Here is a 16071-nt window from a genome sequence, read left to right on the forward strand (position 1 = left end):
GCGCCGGGCCCCGGCCCGGACGACCCCGGAGCCGCACATGGACACCAGCCCGAACGAGCCGAGCAGAAGAACCGTCCTCTCCCTCGCCACCACCGCGGGCCTCACCGCCGCCCTCGGCACACTGCCCGCCTTCACCGCCACCGCCGCACCCGCCCGCCCCGCCGAAGTCCCGCTGCCCGCCGACGCCGCCCGCCAGCAGCTGTGGTGGCAGGCCCCCGGCGACGAGGGCTCCCTCATCGAACAGGGCCTGCCCGTCGGCAACGGCCGCATCGGCGCCCTCGCGAGCAACGACCCCGGCCGCGAACTCCTCCTGATCACCGACGCCACCATGTGGACCGGCGGCCTCAACGACACCCTCGACCAGGACGGCCAGTTCCCCTACGGCCGCTCCGACTTCGGCTCGTTCACCCTGCTGGCCAGGCTCACCGTCGACATCCCCGACCACGACCTCGGCGGCGTGAACGGCTACCGCCGCACCCTCGACCTCGCCCAGGGCCTGGTCACCAGCTCCTACGTCCGCTCCGGCGTCACCTACCGGCGCGAGATGTACGCCAGCCGACCCGACGACGTCATCGTCCTGCGCTTCACCCAGAGCGGCGGCGGCCGGTACACCGGCACCATCACCCTCACCGGCACCCACGGCGAACACCCCACCGCCGCCGAGTCCTTCGCCGCGACCCTCCCCAACGGCCTGCGCTACGGCGCCGCCGTCAAGGCGCGCGGCACCGGCGGGAAGGTCACCGTCGACGGCACCCGCATCGACTTCAGCGGCTGCAAGGACCTCACCGTCGTCGTCACCGCCGGAACCAACTACGCGCCCGACGCCGACTCCGGCTTCCGCGACCCCTCACTCGACCCCGAGCGACTCGCCCGCACGAAGGTCCGCGCCGCCGTCGCGGAGTCCGCCGATGCCCTGCGGCGTACCCATGTCGCCGACTACCGCGCCCTGTACGGACGATTCGGTCTCTCCCTCGGCACGTCCTCCGCCGAGCAGCGCGAACTCGACACCTGGGAGCGTCTGCACGCCCGCAGCCGCGACCCCGAGCCCGATCCCGAACTGGAGGCGGCCTACCTGCAGTTCGGCCGCTACCTGATGATCTGCGGCTCCCGCGGCAGCCTCCCGCTGGGCCTCCAGGGCCTGTGGCTGGACGGCAACGACCCGGACTGGATGGGCGACTACCACACCGACATCAACATCCAGATGAACTACTGGATGGCCGACCGCACGGGCCTGTTCCCGTGCTTCGACGCCTTCACCGACTACTGCGTCGCCCAGCTCCCGTCCTGGAACGACCTCACCCGCCGCCTGTACAACGACCCGCGCAACCGCTACCGCAACTCCAGCGGCAAGAACGCCGGCTGGGCCGTCGCCTTCTCCACCAACCCCTACGGCGGCAGCGGCTGGTGGTGGCACCCGGCGGGCAACGCCTGGCTGTGCACCACCCTGTGGGAGCACTACGAGTACACCGGATCGCGCGAGTACCTCGCGAAGATCTACCCCCTCCTCAAGGGCGCGTGCGAGTTCTGGGAGGCGCGGCTGCTCACCATCACCCTCCCCGGCACCTCGAAGGAGGTGCTCGTCGACGACAGCGACTGGTCCCCGGAACACGGCCCGCAGGACGCCAAGGGCATCACCTATGCTCAGGAAGTCGTGTGGACGCTGTTCGGGAACTACTGCACCGCGGCCGCCGAACTCCGGCGGGACGCAGGCTTCGCGGATACCATCGCCGCACTGCGCAGGAAGCTGTACCTGCCGCAGGTCAGCCCGTCCACCGGCTGGCTGGAGGAGTGGATGTCGCCGGACAACCTGGGTGAGACCACGCACCGCCACCTGTCCCCGCTGATCAACCTGTTCCCGGGCGACCGCATCCGCCCCGACGGCTCCACCCCGGCGGACCTCGTCGATGGCGCCACCGCGCTGCTCACCGCACGCGGCATGGAGAGCTTCGGCTGGGCCAACGCCTGGCGCAGCCTGTGCTGGGCCCGCCTCAAGAACGCCGACAAGGCCTACCAGCTCATCGTCAACAACCTCCGCCCCTCCACCGACGGCAGCAACGGCACCGCCTTCAACCTCTTCGACATCTACGAGGTGGAACGCGGCCGGGGCATCTTCCAGATCGACGCCAACTTCGGCACCCCCGCCGCCATGGTGGAGATGCTGCTGTACTCCCGGCCCGGACACGTCGAACTCCTCCCGGCCCTGCCCGACGCCTGGGCCGCATCGGGCTTCGTCGAGGGCGTCCCCGTGCGCGGCGGCTTCGAGGTCGACCTGCACTGGCGGGACGGCAGGCCGACCGAGGCGCGGATCCGCAGCGTCGGCGGCCGCACCACGACGGTCGCCCACGGCAAGGATTCCCGCACGGTCTCGCTGCGGCCCGGCGCGTCCGTCACCCTGAAGGACTTCGCCCGGTGAGATCCAAACTGCCCCTGGCCGCCATCCTGTTGACGCTCGTCGCCTGCCAGGCGGCGCCCGCCGAGGCGACCGGTGGCCCGAGCGGCGTCGTCACCTGGGCGGCCAGTGCGGACCGGATGGGCGACGGCGTCGCCGGCCGCAGCTACCGGCTCGTCGTGCACACCAGCGTCGGCGGCTCCGGCGTCCGGGTCCGGCTCTCCAACGCCTTCGGCGACCGGCCGATCACCTTCGACAGCGCCTACGCGGGCCTCCAGAAGCAGGGCGCCGAACTGCGGCCGGGCACCAACCGGCGTCTCGCCTTCGGCGGCGAGCGCACCGTCACCGTGCCGGCCGGCGCCACCGTGTGGAGCGACCCGCTGCCCGGGAAGCTGCCCACCGCGTCCAACCTCGTCGTCAGCCTCCACAGCCCCGACGCGGCCGGCCCGGCGAGCGGGCACTGGATGGCCATGCAGACGTCGTACGCCACCCAGGGCGACCGCACCGCCGAGGACAGCGGCACCCCCTGGACCATTCCGACCGGGTCCTGGTTCTACCTCGACGCCGTCTCCGTGCAGGCCCCCAAGGGCACCGGCGCCGTGGTCGCCCTCGGCGACTCCATCACCGACGGCTGGCAGTCCACCTCCGACCTGAACCGCCGCTGGCCCGACTACCTCGCCCGCCGGCTCCAGAAGACGGACACCGCGGTCAAGGGCGTCGCCAACGAGGGGATCTCCGGGAACAAGGTCCTCGCGGACGGCGCCGGGCAGAGCTCGCTGAACCGGCTGGAGCGGGACGTGCTGTCCCAGCCGGGCGTGCGGACCGTGTTCCTCTTCCAGGGCGTCAACGACATCAAGGCCCACACCGGCGTCACGGCCGACGACCTCATCGAGGGCTACCGCGAGATCGTCGACCGGGCGCACGCGGCCGGCAAGTGCGTCGTCGGCGCGACCGTCGGCCCCTTCAAGGGCTGGCACGAATGGGACCAGGCCGGCGAGGCCGTACGCCAGGAGGTCAACACCTTCATCCGCAGCAGCGGCGAGTTCGACGCCGTCACCGACTTCGACCGCATCCTGCGCAGCCCCTACGACCAGGAGAGGATGCTGCCGGCCCTCGACGGCGGCGACCACATACACCCCAACGACAAGGGCATGCAGGCGATGGCCGACGCCGTCGACCTGACCGCCCTCGACTGCGACCCCACCGGCTGATCGACGCGACGGCGGGTCAGCCCACCGTCTCCTCACGGGTGATCAGACCCTCGCGATAGGCGATCGCCACCGCCTCCGTACGGCTCGCGGCGCCCAGCTTGGCGAGGATGTTGGAGACATGGACGCTCGCCGTCTTGCCGGTGATGTACAGCTCCTCGCCGATCTGCCGGTTGCTGCGGCCGACGGCGAGGAGCCGCAGGACGTCCTGCTCGCGGGCCGTGAGCGGCGAGGAACCGTCGGCGTGGGCCTCCGCCAGACGACCGCGGCGGATCAGCGCGTCCACCCGCTCCAGCAGCGGTGTCGCACCGAGCCGGACAGCCGTCTCCCGGGCGGCCCGGGCCTCGGCACCCGCGGCCTCACGGTCGTCCGCCACCAGCAGCGCCTCGGCGTGGCGCAGCCTGCACCTGGCCCGCTCGTAGTCGTCGCCGTAGTCGAACGCGGCCACCGCCTTCGCCCACGCCCCCGCGTCCGGCCCGCTCACGGCCCGAGTCCACTCCGCCTCCGCACGGGCCAGCCACGCCATGCCCTCCGGGCCCTGCGGCACGCCGACCTCGCCGCGTACGGCCGCCGTCCGCGCCTGCCCGACCAGTTCCGTCGCCGTGTCCGCCCAGCGCCCGGCACCCTCCGCGTCACCCGTCAGGCGCAGCGCGGCGGCCCGGTCGGCGACCGCGGACAGGGCGAGGGCGGCCAGCCGGACCGTGACGTCGGGCGGCCTGCCCACGTCGTCGGTGAGGGCCGCGACGGCGGTCCCCATCCGCTCCACCGCCTCCTCCGCGTCACCGCGCAGCGCGGCGGCGTCGGTCAGCGCGATGCCCGCGACGAGCGTGCCCATCCAGTCGAACGGCCCCTCCAGCAGGGCACCGGCCTGCTCGACGGCGCGGAGATCGCCGCGCGCCAGGGCGACGTACAGCGCCGGACCGGCCGTGAAGCCGCCCGCCGCGGGCAGCACCTCGGCGTCGGCCGACGCCACGCTCAGGCACTCGTCCCAGCGGCCCAGCGCGTACAGCACCAGCAGCCGCAGATACCGCATCTCCAGCGGATACGGCGACGAGAGCAACCCCGCACGCCGGGCCCGGTCCAGACCCTCGGCCAGCCATGGCAGGCACTCCTGAAGCTCACCGGACTCGAAGCAGCCGACGGCGAGGTTGAACAGGGCCCGCATCTCCACCGGCGCGTTCCCGGACGCCCTCGCCAACTCCCGCGCCTCCCGCAGCCGTTCCCGCCCCAGCGGGGTGCGCCGGCCGCCGCCCTCCAGCGCGGCCAGCGAGATCAGCAGGTCCGCCTGGGCGTCCGGCACCCGCAGCTGCTCGGCGGTGCGCAGGGCCTCGTGGGCGATCCGCAGCGCGGTCTCGTCCTCACCGACCTGACGTGCGGCCATGACATGCGTGGCCGCCGCCCACACCCACGTCCGCGACGGGGGCTCCGCCGGGATCAGGGCGAGCGCCTCACTGCTGTAGGCGTAGGCCGCCGAGAGGCTGTCCACGCCGAGCAGATTGCCGGCGAGGGTGTAGCGGACCCGGGCGGCGAGTTCGGCGTCGGTGTCCTGGCCGACGCCCGCGAGCGCGGAACGGGTCAGGGAGACCGCCCGGTGCGACTCACCGGCGTGCGCGGCCGCGGCCGAGGCGCGCAGCGTGAGGGTCACCCGGTCGTTGCCCTCGCCCGAGGGCCGCGCCGCCGGCTCCACCGACGACCACAGGTCGAGGGCGGTCTCCAGATGCCGCAGCTCCTCGGCCGGCGCGCCGACCCGGTGCGCGTGCGAGGCGGCCTCCAGCGAGGCGGCGAGGGCCTCGGCCAGGTCGTGGCTCGCCCGGTAGTGGTGGGCGCGCTCGGCCGCCGTCTCCTTCGGCCGGCCGCGCCCCGTGAGCAGCCGGGCGAACGCGCCGTGCAGGCGGGCCCGTTCACCGGGCAGCAGATCGGCGTACACCGCCTCGCGGGCCAGCGCGTGCCGGAACGCGTACGTGTCTCCCGCGCCCGGCACCAGCAACTGCCGTCCCACGGCCTCGCGCAGCGCGGACTCCAGTTCGTCCTCCGGGATCCCCACGGCACCCCGCAGCACGTCGTGCTCCACCCGCCGCCCGGCGACCGCGGCCGTACGCAGCACCTGCTGCGCGGTGTCGGAGAGCTGCTCGAACCGGATCAGGAGGACGTCGGCCAGCCCGCTGGGCACCCCGCCCGCCTCCGTGTCCGTGGCCGCGACCAGCTCCTCCGCGTAGAAGGCGTTGCCCTCCGCCCGCTCCACGATCCGCCGCACGGTCGTGTCGGGGAGCGGCTGTTCCTGCACGGCCCGCACCAGCCGGGCCACCTCGGCGTCGGCCATGGGCCGCAGCTCGAGACGCTCGACCGCGGGGAGCCGTACCAGCTCGGCGAGCAGCGGCCGCAGCGGATGGCGTCGATGCAGGTCGTCCGCGCGGTAGGACGCGAACACGGCCAGCCGGTGCCCGGGCGCCCCACCGGCCGTCCGCTGGAGGATGCCCCGGCTCAGCAGGAACCGCAGCAGGTCCCGCGACGACTGGTCGGCCCAGTGCAGGTCCTCCAGGACGAGCAGCACCGGCGCGATCTCCGACAGGTCGGCCAGCAGCCCGGCGATGCCCTCGAACAGCCGCAGCCGGTCGCTCACCGCGTCCGTGCCACCGCCCAGCAACCGGCCCACGACCGGATGCCCGTCGAGGACACCCGCGAACCGCTCGTCACCCGCGAGCACCCCGAGGACCTCGGTGAACGGCAGATACGGCAGTCCGACATCGCCCAGGTCGACACAGTGCCCGGTCAGCACGATCATCCCGTCGGCGGTGGCCCGCCCCGCGACCTCGTCGAGCACCCGGGTCTTGCCGACCCCGGCGTCCCCGGCGACCAGCACGGCCCGGGCATCCCCGTCCCGGGCACGTTCCAGCACCCCGGAGAGCCGGGCGAATTCGTCGTCCCGGCCGATGAGCGGGGTACTGAAGGAGGCTTGCGACACGAAAACATCCTGCCACTTGGCACCGGCAGAACCCGTGGGCTTTTCGGGCGCCGGGAACAGGGCCTGGAGCGGTCAGGCGCGCAACGTCTTCGCCCAGTCCGCCGGCACCCGCCCCGCCGGACCCGGCGTCGGCTGGTCCGCAGGATGGCTCGCCGGAGGAGCCAGCTCGGGCCCCGACTCGAACATCTCGTTGGTGTCGTAGTTCCAGTACCAGGCCTCACCCGGCTCGAAGCTCTGCACCAACGGGTGCCCGGTGTCCCGGAAATGCGCCGTCGCGTGCTTCGCGGGAGAGCTGTCGCAGCAGCCCACGTGCCCGCACTGCGCACACCGCCGCAGGTGGAACCACCATCCGCCGACGTCGTCGCACTCGGTACAGCCGCTGCCGCTCGGCGCCGCCCCGGGATCGATGCCGTTTGCGCTGGTCATGAAGCCTCCTCGGACGTGAACGGAAGGAGCACCTGGAAACGCGTGTCGCCCGGCTCGGACTCCACCTGGATCGTGCCGTGGTGCTTGTTGGTCACGATCCGCCAGGAGATGTCGAGGCCGAGCCCGGTGCCCTCGCCCACGGGCTTGGTCGTGAAGAAGGGGTCGAAGATCCGCCCCCGGTTCTCCGCCGGGATCCCCACCCCCGTGTCGCGGAACTCCACCAGCAGCCGGTCGTGGTCCGACGCGGTGCGCACGGTCAGCGTCCCTTCGCCGCCCGCGCTGTTGATCGCCGAGACCGCGTTGTCGATCAGGTTCGTCCACACCTGGTTGAGCTCCGCCGGGTACGCAGGGACCTTCGGCAGCGTGCGGTCGTAGTCCTTGACGACGTCGATCCGCTGCCCGATCTTGCCCGACAGCATCAGCAGGGTGCTGTCGAGGAGTTCGTGCACATCGGCGTTCTGGAAGGGCGCGCGATCCAGCTGGGAGTACTGCTTGGCCGCGTCGACGAGGTGCGAGATGCGCGTGGTCGAGTCGTTGATCTCGTCCATCAACAGCTCTGTCTCGACGGTGTAGTTGAGCCAGCCGATCGCGTTCGGCAGGATCTCGCCGTCCACCCCCGCCGCGACCTGGTCCAGCCAGTCCACGTCGATGCCGGCCTGGACGAAGGTGGGCGCGATCCGCCAGCCCTCCGGGATGTCGTGGTCGTCGAGCCAGTCGGTGACCGCGTCCTCCCGGTCGGCGGCCTCCAGCGGACTGAGCGTGGGAGCCTTGGCGACCCGCTCGGCGGTGCGTTCCTGGAGGTCGATGAGGTTCGCCATCACCTCGGGCGAGTACGAACCCTGGGCGATGATCGCCAGCTTGTGCCGCATCTTGCCGACCCGCTCACGCAGCGTCGCGGTCGCGCGTACGGCCGCCGCGGCGGGGTTGTTGAGCTCGTGCGTGAGACCGGCGGACAACGAGCCCAGCGCCAGCAGCCGTTCGCGCTGCCCGATGGCCTGCTGGGTGCTCTTCGAGCCGAAGAACAGGCCCTCCAGCAGATGCACCGCCATCGGGAACCACTCCTGCATGATGTCCGCGAACGTGTCCGCGGGCAGCACGAAGAACCGCGTCGGCTCGGTGACGCGCATGGAGTTGTTGTAGACCTGCCGCACCCGGTCGCCCAGGTACGCCTGCATGGACCCGGCGTACACCCCGCGCTGGGACGTCCGGGTCACCTCCACGTCGTCCCCGCCGACCTTGCGATACAGCACGACCGTGCCCTCGATCATCACGTAGAAGCAGGTGGCCGGGTCACCCTCGGTGTACACGGGCCCGGGCTCGAACCGCTCCACCCGGCCCTCGCTGCACAGCCTTCCGAGCTGCTCGGGCGTCAGCTTCTCGAACAGGAACAGCGAGCCGATCTCGGCGGGCTCGCAGGGGACCGACTGCCCGCTCATGACTGCTCCAGGTAACGGTGGACGAGCATCACTGCCATGGCTCCCTCTCCGACGGCGGACGCGACACGCTTGGCGGACTCCGAGCGCGCGTCGCCCGCCACGAACACGCCGGGGACGTTGGTCTCCAGGTGGTACGGCGGCCGGTCCAGCTCCCAGCCGGACGGCGGCCGCCCGTCGGCGGTGAGGTCGGGCCCGGCCAGGATGAACCCGCGCTCGTCCCGCAGCACGGTCGCATCCAGCCAGTCGGTCAGCGGGGCCGCGCCGATGAACACGAACATCCACTGGGCGTCGACGCTCTCGGTCTGCCCGCTGTCCATGTCGCGCAGCGTGAGCTGTTCCAGGTGGCCGGCGCCGTGCGCGGACTCCACGACGGTCCTCGGGCGCACGGAGATGTTCGGCGACTCCTCGATCTGCTGGATCAGGTAGTGCGACATGGACGCCGACAGCGACGCCCCGCGCACCAGCAGCGTCACGGACTTCGCGCCCCGCGACAGATACATCGCCGCCTGCCCGGCGGAGTTGGCGCCGCCGACGATGTACACGTCCTGGCCCTGGCACGCGGGGGCCTCGGTGAGCGCCGACCCGTAGTACACGCCGCAGCCGGTCAGGTCCTCGCAGCCCGGCGCCTGCAACTGCCGGTAGGACACGCCGGTCGCCAGGATGACGCTGTGCGCGGCGACCGCCGACCCGTCGGAGAACCGTACGATCCGGGCGGCGCCGCTGACCTCCAGTCCCGTCACCTCGCGCGCGGTGAGGATCTCGGCGCCGAACTTGGCCGCCTGCCGCCGGGCCCGGTCGGTGAGCTGGGCGCCCGACACGCCGTCCGGGAAGCCGAGGTAGTTCTCGATGCGGGAGCTCTGCCCCGCCTGTCCGCCGGTCGCCGACCGCTCCACCAGAACGGTCCGCAGGCCCTCCGACGCCCCGTACACGGCCGCGCCGAGCCCGGCGGGTCCGCCGCCGATGACGACGAGGTCGTAGAAGTCGGCGGTCGGCGTCGTGGCCAGCCCGACCTTGGCCGCCAGCTCGGGTGCCTCCGGCGCCACCAGGGGCGTCCCGTCGGGCGTGACCACCAGCGGCAGCCGCTGTCCGTCGTGCCCCGCGGCGGCCAGCAGCCGCTGTCCCTCGGGCTCCTCGGCGGAGTACCAGCGGTAGGGCACCTGGTTGCGGGCCAGGAACTCGCGCACCTCCGAGGAGCGCGCCGACCAGCGGTGTCCGACCACCTTGGTGCTGGGCACCGGCCGGTAGTCGCTGCGCCGCCAGGCCTCCAGCAGGTCGTCCAGGACCGGGTAGAGCTTCTCCTCCGGCGGGTCCCACGGCTTGAGGAGGTAGTGGTCGAGGTCGACGACGTTGATCGCGTCGATCGCCGCGCTCGTGTCCGCGTACGCGGTCAGCAGCACCCGCCGCGCACCGGGGTACACGTCCAGGGCCTGTTCCAGGAACTCGATGCCGTTCATCTGCGGCATGCGGTAGTCGGCCAGGATCACCGCGACGAGGTCGCCGCGCAGCTTCAGCTCGCGCAGCGCCTCCAGCGCGGACTCGCCGGACTCCGCTCGCACGATCCGGTGCGACTCGCCGTAGCGCCGCCGCAGATCGCGGGCGACCGCCCGGGAGACTCCCGGGTCGTCGTCCACGGTCAGGATGACGGTCCGCGCTGCTTCGGCGGCCTGTGTCATACGTCTCCCACCCCGAGAGTCCGGTGTCAGGGCACGGTTTCCCCGTCGTCACCGGCCCGGTCCTGCCCATCGTATGTTCGATCGCCCCGCTCCGCGCGGGTATGCCGGACCCTGCCGGTGTCAGCCTCGGGGCGGCCCGGCGGACGGGACCACCGGCGTCCCGGGGCCATGGAGTCGTAGTGAAGACTGGGCCTCACGGATGTGACCGTGACACGAGGAGGCAGCCGGAATGACGCGCCCGATCACCGCAGGGGTGGACGGATCGGAGGAGAGCCTCGCCGGGTTGGCCTGGGCCGCCCGCGAAGCCGTCCGCCGGGGGCTCCCCCTGAGGGTGGTGCACGCCTGGCGGTTCCAGCCGCACGACGCGATCGACGCGGGGGAGGACACCCAGGCCCAGTGGGTGCGCGACGGACTGGCCGAGGTGGCGCGGGGCGTCGCCGAGCGGCACCCGGGCCTGGAGGTGACCGCCGATGTCGTCGAGGGCCCGCCCGCCGAGACGCTGATCGCCGCCGCGAGCGAGTCCGAGATGCTGGTGCTGGGGTCGCGCGGCCACGGCCGGGTCGTCGGGTTCCTGCTGGGCTCCGTCGGACAGCAGGTGATCGCCGGGGCCACCCGGCCCGTCGTGCGCGTACGGGCCGGTGACGAGCCGTCCGGCGAGGCCGCCGGGCGCGAGATCGTCGTGGGTCAGCAGGGCGACCCGGAGGACAGCGCCGCAGCCCTGGGGTTCGCCTTCGAGACGGCCGCGGCGCGCGGCGCGACCCTGCGGGCCGTGCGGGCCTGGACGCTGCCGCCGCTGTTCGCCTACAGCCCGGCCTCCCTGAAGCTGCTCGACGAGGCCGGGGGACTGGAGCCGTACGAGAAGCAGGCTCTGGGCGAGGCGCTGGGTCCGTGGCGGGAGCGCTTCCCCGAAGTGCCCGTCGTCGAGCACGTGGAGATGGGCAGCGGCGGGCAGGTGCTGCTGTCGGTGTCGGGGCGGGCCCAGCTGATGGTCGTGGGGCGCCGCGTGCACCGTACGGCCGTGGGTGCCCGGATCGGCTCGGTGGCGCACGGCATGCTGCACCTCGCGGACTGCCCGGTGGCCGTGGTCCCGCACGACTGAGTCAGTCGGACACGGTCGGCCGCAGCGTCTCCCTGGCCGTCGGCAGGATGTTGCTGATGTAGTCCTCGACGGCCGTGTCCAGGCCGATGTCGTGCTGCGCGTGCTCGGACAGGTACCAGCGGTGTTCGAGCAGCTCGTGGTAGATCTCGGCCGGGTCCATGGACCCGCGCAGGTCCAGCGGGACCGCCCGCACGGTGGGCCGGAAGACGTCGCGCACCCAGCGGTGGGCGAGTACTTCGGGGCGGGCGCCATGGGGGTCCCCCCTGCTCGAACGAAGTTGAGAGCTTGGGGGAGGGTCGCCCGGGGCGTAGTCGTCCTGGGTGGCCATCCAGCTCTCCAGGTCGTTCAGCAGCCGCCGGGCCTGGTTCTCCTCCGTGTCCAGGCCCGTCAGGCGCAGCAGCTGGCGCTGGTGGTGGCCGGCGTCGACGACCTTGGGCACGAAGGTGACCGTGTCGCCGTGCGTCGCGTGTTCGATCTGCATCTCGGCCACGTCGAATCCGAGGTCGTTCAGGCGGCGTATCCGGCGTTCTATGTAGTGGTACTTGCCCGCCGGATAGACGGAGGTGCGGGTCAGCTCCTGCCACAGGCCCTGGTAGCGGGAGCAGATCTCGGTGCCGAACTCGATGGGGTCGACGGAGGGGTGCAGCGCCCCGGACGCCTCCAGGTCCAGCAGCTCGCCGCTGATGTTGACCCGGGCGAGGTCCAGGTCGTAGTCGCGCTGGCCGTCGCTGAGCCGGGAATGCAGATCGCCGGTCTCGGCGTCCACCAGGTAGGCGGCGTAGGCGCCCGCGTCGCGCCGGAAGAGCGTGTTGGACAGCGAGCAGTCGCCCCATGCGAACCCGGCGAGGTGGAGGCGCACCAGCAGCACGGCCAGCGCGTCCATCAACCGGTGCATGGTCGCCGGGCGCATCGTCGTCTCGAACATCGAGCGGTACGGCTGCGAGCCGCGCAGATGCCGGGTGACCAGCACCGACTCCAGCGGGGCGCCGGCCGCGTCGAGGCGCCCGGTGACCACGGCGAGCGGGTCGACCGCGGGGATGCCGAGCCGGTCCAGGTCGCGCAGCAGCTCGTACTCGCGCAGGGCCGGGCGCTCGGCGAGTTCCTTGACGGCGATCACCTCGTCGCCGGCGCGGGCGTAGCGCACGATGTGCCGGGAGATGCCGCGCGGCAGCGGAACCAGGACCTCCTCCGGCCACTCCTCCAGCGGCAGCTGCCAGGGCAGCTCCAGCAGGAGGGCGGGGTGCTCCGGATTCGTCGCGCTGATCTGGAGTGCCATGGGCCGTTCGTCCTCGCCTCGCGGTGATCGTCAGCTCACCCTATGCGGCGCGCTCCCTGGCCTGAAGAGCGGCTTCCCGTACCGGACCTCGGTGCAACGGCCCGTGCCCGGGCAGCAGTACGTCGCCCTTGAGCCCTTCGAACACCGCCAGCGAGGCCACGGCCCGGGTCCGCTCGTGGTGGAACATGTCCGGCAGCAACTGAGGGCCCTTGATCCGCGAGGTGGGGTGCCCGCTCACCAGGGCGTCGCCCGCGATGACCGCACCGGCGTCCGGGAGGTGGAAGGCGCAGTGGCCGTCGGTGTGGCCGGGCGTGTGCACCGGTACGGGGCGGCCGGGCAGGTCCAGCGGACCCGCCGACGGGAACGCCTCGGGGGAGGTCACCGGGACGTGCGCGGTGCCGCCGGAGCGGATGGCGTGGATCGCCCAGGGCAGCACACCCGGCCGCCAGCCGTTGCGCAGGACCGTCCCGACGTTCACCTGGTGCAGGAAATCCCGGCGGGCGTGCGGCACTTCGGCCTCGTGGAGGTGGACCGGCGTGCCGTAAGTGGTGCGCAGGTACTCGGCGTTGCCCAGATGGTCGGTGTGCGCGTGGGTGATCAGTACGGCCTCGACCGCCTCCGGCGCACTGCCGACCTCCGTGAGCGAGGCGAGCAGCTTGGCCCGGTCGCCGGGGTACCCGGTGTCGATGAGCGTGACCGCGTCCCCCTCGGTCAGGATCACCCAGTTGGTGTTGCTGCCGTGTACGAGATAGGTGCCGTCCGCGACTTGCTGCACATCTGCCCGCATGATCGTCCCGCGTGGTGAGGTCCGTGCCCGACGGACACAGCAAAGCAGATCAACGGGCCGGTGTGACCGGCGGGTCCGGAGGCTGGACAGGAAGGGCGACCGGCGGTTCGGCGCGCATTCCGAACAGCGACCGCGTCGGCCGCGTCCGCCGCACCACACCCTCGTACAGCACCAGGATCACCGCCAGCGAACCGGCCACGATCACCGCGTACTCGACCAGGATCGGCGCCGGCCAGCCCACCACGCCGTAGGCGAGGGCGACCACGACCGGCTGGTGCAGCACGTAGACCGGCAGTGCGGCGATCCCGAGGTACGCCATCACTCGGGAGGGCGGCCGGGGCTCGCGGGGCCGGTCCAGCAGCCCGAGGACGGCCATCACCCAGCACCAGCCCGCCGCCCCGAACAGCGCCCGGGTCACCAGCGCGAACGGACTCCACTCGGTGAACGGGTCGTCCAGCGCCATGAATCCGGGCGCGGTGCCCGCGAACAGGGCGAGCCCCGCCACGCCCGTCGGCACCGCGAGCCGGCGCAGGGCGCCGCGGACACGGTCGTCGTCGGCGAGGGCGTACCCGAAGAGGAAGAACACCAGGTAGGCCCATCTGTTCCAGCCCGCGAAGCCCTCCTCCATGCCGAGGAACGCGTTGATCGCGGCGAGCGGCAGGGTGAGCAGCAGGAGAAGCGCCGGGCGTCGCTCGACCGCCCGCCCCACCCGCTGCGACCGGTCGGCCAGCGGTGCCGCGACCGGGGCGAGCAGCAGGCTGAAGGTCAGCAGGAGCACGACGAACCACAGATGGCCCGTCTCGAAGTACTCCCCGTCGAGGACGAAGGGGAAGTCGGCCGCGTCCGGACGGACGGTGAGGAAGCGGGGCCAGAAACGCCAGTACGACTCGTGGTAGCCGGGGTCGGCCGCCCGCAGCCGCAGCCACTGAGGGAGAGGGCACAGCAGGAGTGTCGCGACGACCAGCGGAACGCCCAGGCGCAGCAGGCGTTCCCGGGCGAACCAGCCCGCTCCGCGCCGGCGGATCGAGTACCGGGAGCCGAGTCCGGCGACGAGGAACAGCATGGGCATCGCCCACACGACCCCGAACCCGACGAACACGGTGACGGCCTCGCTCGTCTCCGAGTTCTTGACGTAGAAGTCGTCCTCCGGCGAGAAGACGAGAGCCGAGTGGAAGAAGACCAGGCCGAGGACGACGAACACCCGCAGCGCGTCGAGTTCGGTGCGCCGGGGAGCGGTGGCCGGGAGCTGCGTCTGCGCGCTCATCCGGACAGTGTGCGGGCGGGGCGAGGCCGCGCCCAGAGGAAGGGCTGCCTCCGGCACCGTCCGCCGGAGGCAGCCCCCGCGTGCACCCGAAGCGGCCGCCTCTCCGCCTCAGTGCACGCCGTGCGGGCGGAACTGCACGCTGATGCGCGGTCCCGCGGCGCGGGTGGTCTTCGGTATCGAGTGCTCCCAGGTCCGCTGGCAGGAGCCGCCCATCACGATGAGATCGCCGTGCCCCAGCGGACGCCGTACCGTCTCGCCGCCGCCGCGCATCGGGCGCAGCAGCAGATCCCGGGGAGCGCCCACCGACAGGATCGCGACCATGGTGTCCTCCCGCGCGCCCCGCCCGATGCGGTCCCCGTGCCAGGCCACGCTGTCCCGGCCGTCGCGGTAGTGGCACAGCCCCGCCGTGGTGAACGGCTCGCCCAGCTCCTCGGCGTAGTGCGCGGACAGCGCGTCGCGCGCCTTGGTGAGGACGGGGTGCGGCAGGGCGTCGTCGACTCCGTAGAAGGCGAGCAGCCGCGGTACGTCGACGACGTGGTCGTACATCGTGCGGCGCTCGGCACGCCACGGCACCTCGGACGCCAGCTGTTCGAACAGCGTGTCCGCGCCGCTGAGCCAGCCCGGCAGTACGTCGATCCAGGCGCCATGCGCGAGCCGCGTACGGCGGATCCCGGCGAGGGAGCCCAGCCGCAGCTCGTCGGTCTGGTCGAACAGGGAGCCCTGGAGGTGCGTGGCCATGCGTCCAGCGTACCCCTGAAATCGAAAATATGTTCCCCTCGATATTTCGGCGAGGCGGCGTCGCGGGCCGACTTTCCGACGGACCCTTTGGATACACAGATGTATCGGATACATTCACGTATCGAACGGAGGTCCGGCCATGACGGTGGAGGAAACGACCCGACGCGTCACCAAGCGCCGTGTCCGCACGCGGGCCAATCTGCTCGACGCCGCGTTCGCCGTGTTCGCCGCCAAGGGGTTCGGGCGGGTCTCCATCGAGGAGGTCTGCGAGGCCGCCGGCTACAGCAGGGGCGCCTTCTACTCCAACTTCGACAGCCTGGACGAGCTGTTCTTCGCGCTCTACCAGGAACGCGCGGACCTGATCGCCGACCAGGTCGCGGGGGCGCTCGCCCTCGACGGACCGGGCCTGGACGTGCCCGCCGCCGTGGACCGGGTGACCGAGGTGCTGCTCCTGGACCGCGACTGGCTGCTGGTGAAGACCGACTTCCTGGTGCACGCCGCACGTGACCCGGCCGTCGCGCGGACCCTGCTGGAACACCGCGCCCGACTGCGCGGCGCGATCGCCGAACGGCTCGCCCGCGCGGGAGGCCGTACCGCACTGCCCGCCGTGCTCGGCGACATCGACGGCGCCGCGCACGCCGTGGTCGCCGCGTACGACGGCGTCACCACCCAACTGCTGCTGGACAGGGACGTCGAGCACGCCCGCCGCTGGCTGGGGCAACTGCTCACCGCACTGCTCACCGACGGCAGCGGCGACAGCACGGCATAGCCGCAGCCGGACCACCGAGGAGCCCGATCGCCGAAGGACCCGGC

Annotated in this window: 12 protein-coding genes; 4 read left to right on the plus strand and 8 right to left on the minus strand. The window is 72.4% G+C overall.

Annotation, left to right across the window (positions count from 1 at the left end; genetic code table 11):
- The first annotated feature begins 37 nt into the window (after positions 1–37).
- Together CP983_RS41020 and CP983_RS41025 are read left to right on the plus strand one after the other, a co-directional pair.
- Positions 38–2413, plus strand: coding sequence for a glycosyl hydrolase family 95 catalytic domain-containing protein (locus tag CP983_RS41020; protein WP_150505486.1), 2376 nt, complete (start codon positions 38–40; stop codon positions 2411–2413).
- Positions 2410–3600, plus strand: a complete 1191-nt coding sequence (locus CP983_RS41025; protein WP_150505488.1) for an SGNH/GDSL hydrolase family protein — start codon at positions 2410–2412, stop codon at positions 3598–3600. Before CP983_RS41020 ends, CP983_RS41025 begins: the two co-directional genes overlap by 4 nt.
- 16 nt (positions 3601–3616) lie before the next feature.
- Here the strand turns inward: CP983_RS41025 and CP983_RS41030 are convergent, their stop codons facing one another.
- The 4 genes from CP983_RS41030 to CP983_RS41045 form a co-directional block, all read right to left on the minus strand.
- A complete protein-coding gene (locus CP983_RS41030) occupies positions 3617–6559 on the minus strand; it encodes a helix-turn-helix transcriptional regulator (protein ID WP_150505489.1) in 2943 nt (980 codons plus the stop codon).
- 72 nt (positions 6560–6631) lie between these two features.
- The gene (locus CP983_RS41035; RefSeq protein ID WP_107909746.1) at positions 6632–6985 is read right to left on the minus strand and encodes a UBP-type zinc finger domain-containing protein; all 354 of its coding nucleotides are present in this window, start codon (positions 6983–6985) and stop codon (positions 6632–6634) included.
- Complete coding sequence (locus CP983_RS41040; RefSeq protein WP_150505491.1) at positions 6982–8421, minus strand: ATP-binding protein; 1440 nt, start codon at positions 8419–8421, stop codon at positions 6982–6984. Before CP983_RS41040 ends, CP983_RS41035 begins: the two co-directional genes overlap by 4 nt.
- A complete protein-coding gene (locus CP983_RS41045) occupies positions 8418–10094 on the minus strand; it encodes an NAD(P)/FAD-dependent oxidoreductase (protein WP_125523972.1) in 1677 nt (558 codons plus the stop codon). The genes CP983_RS41040 and CP983_RS41045 overlap by 4 nt, the downstream gene beginning before the upstream one ends.
- A gap of 229 nt (positions 10095–10323) precedes the next feature.
- Between CP983_RS41045 and CP983_RS41050 the strand changes: the two genes are divergently transcribed.
- Positions 10324–11193, plus strand: a complete 870-nt coding sequence (locus CP983_RS41050; RefSeq protein WP_150505493.1) for a universal stress protein — start codon at positions 10324–10326, stop codon at positions 11191–11193.
- A gap of 1 nt (position 11194) precedes the next feature.
- Here CP983_RS41050 and CP983_RS41055 read toward each other — a convergent pair whose 3' ends face one another.
- From CP983_RS41055 to CP983_RS41070, 4 genes are all read right to left on the minus strand, one after another.
- On the minus strand, positions 11195–12469 hold the full coding sequence (locus CP983_RS41055; RefSeq protein ID WP_150505495.1) for a DUF4032 domain-containing protein: 1275 nt from the start codon (positions 12467–12469) through the stop codon (positions 11195–11197).
- 40 nt (positions 12470–12509) lie between these two features.
- A complete protein-coding gene (locus CP983_RS41060) occupies positions 12510–13256 on the minus strand; it encodes an MBL fold metallo-hydrolase (RefSeq protein WP_150505497.1) in 747 nt (248 codons plus the stop codon).
- A 49-nt stretch (positions 13257–13305) separates the two neighbouring features.
- A complete protein-coding gene (locus CP983_RS41065) occupies positions 13306–14520 on the minus strand; it encodes an acyltransferase family protein (protein WP_150505499.1) in 1215 nt (404 codons plus the stop codon).
- Between the two features lie 108 nt (positions 14521–14628).
- Positions 14629–15258 carry an alpha-ketoglutarate-dependent dioxygenase AlkB gene (locus CP983_RS41070; RefSeq protein WP_150505501.1) on the minus strand — a complete coding sequence of 210 codons (630 nt, stop codon included), beginning with the start codon at positions 15256–15258 and terminating at the stop codon, positions 14629–14631.
- A gap of 139 nt (positions 15259–15397) precedes the next feature.
- On the opposite strand from CP983_RS41070, the gene CP983_RS41075 reads away from it, so the two are divergent.
- Complete coding sequence (locus CP983_RS41075) at positions 15398–16027, plus strand: TetR/AcrR family transcriptional regulator (protein ID WP_107909732.1); 630 nt, start codon at positions 15398–15400, stop codon at positions 16025–16027.
- Positions 16028–16071 lie beyond the last annotated feature (44 nt).

It is taken from the genome of Streptomyces chartreusis, assembly GCF_008704715.1.
In the GTDB taxonomy this organism is placed as follows: Bacteria; Actinomycetota; Actinomycetes; order Streptomycetales; family Streptomycetaceae; genus Streptomyces; species Streptomyces chartreusis.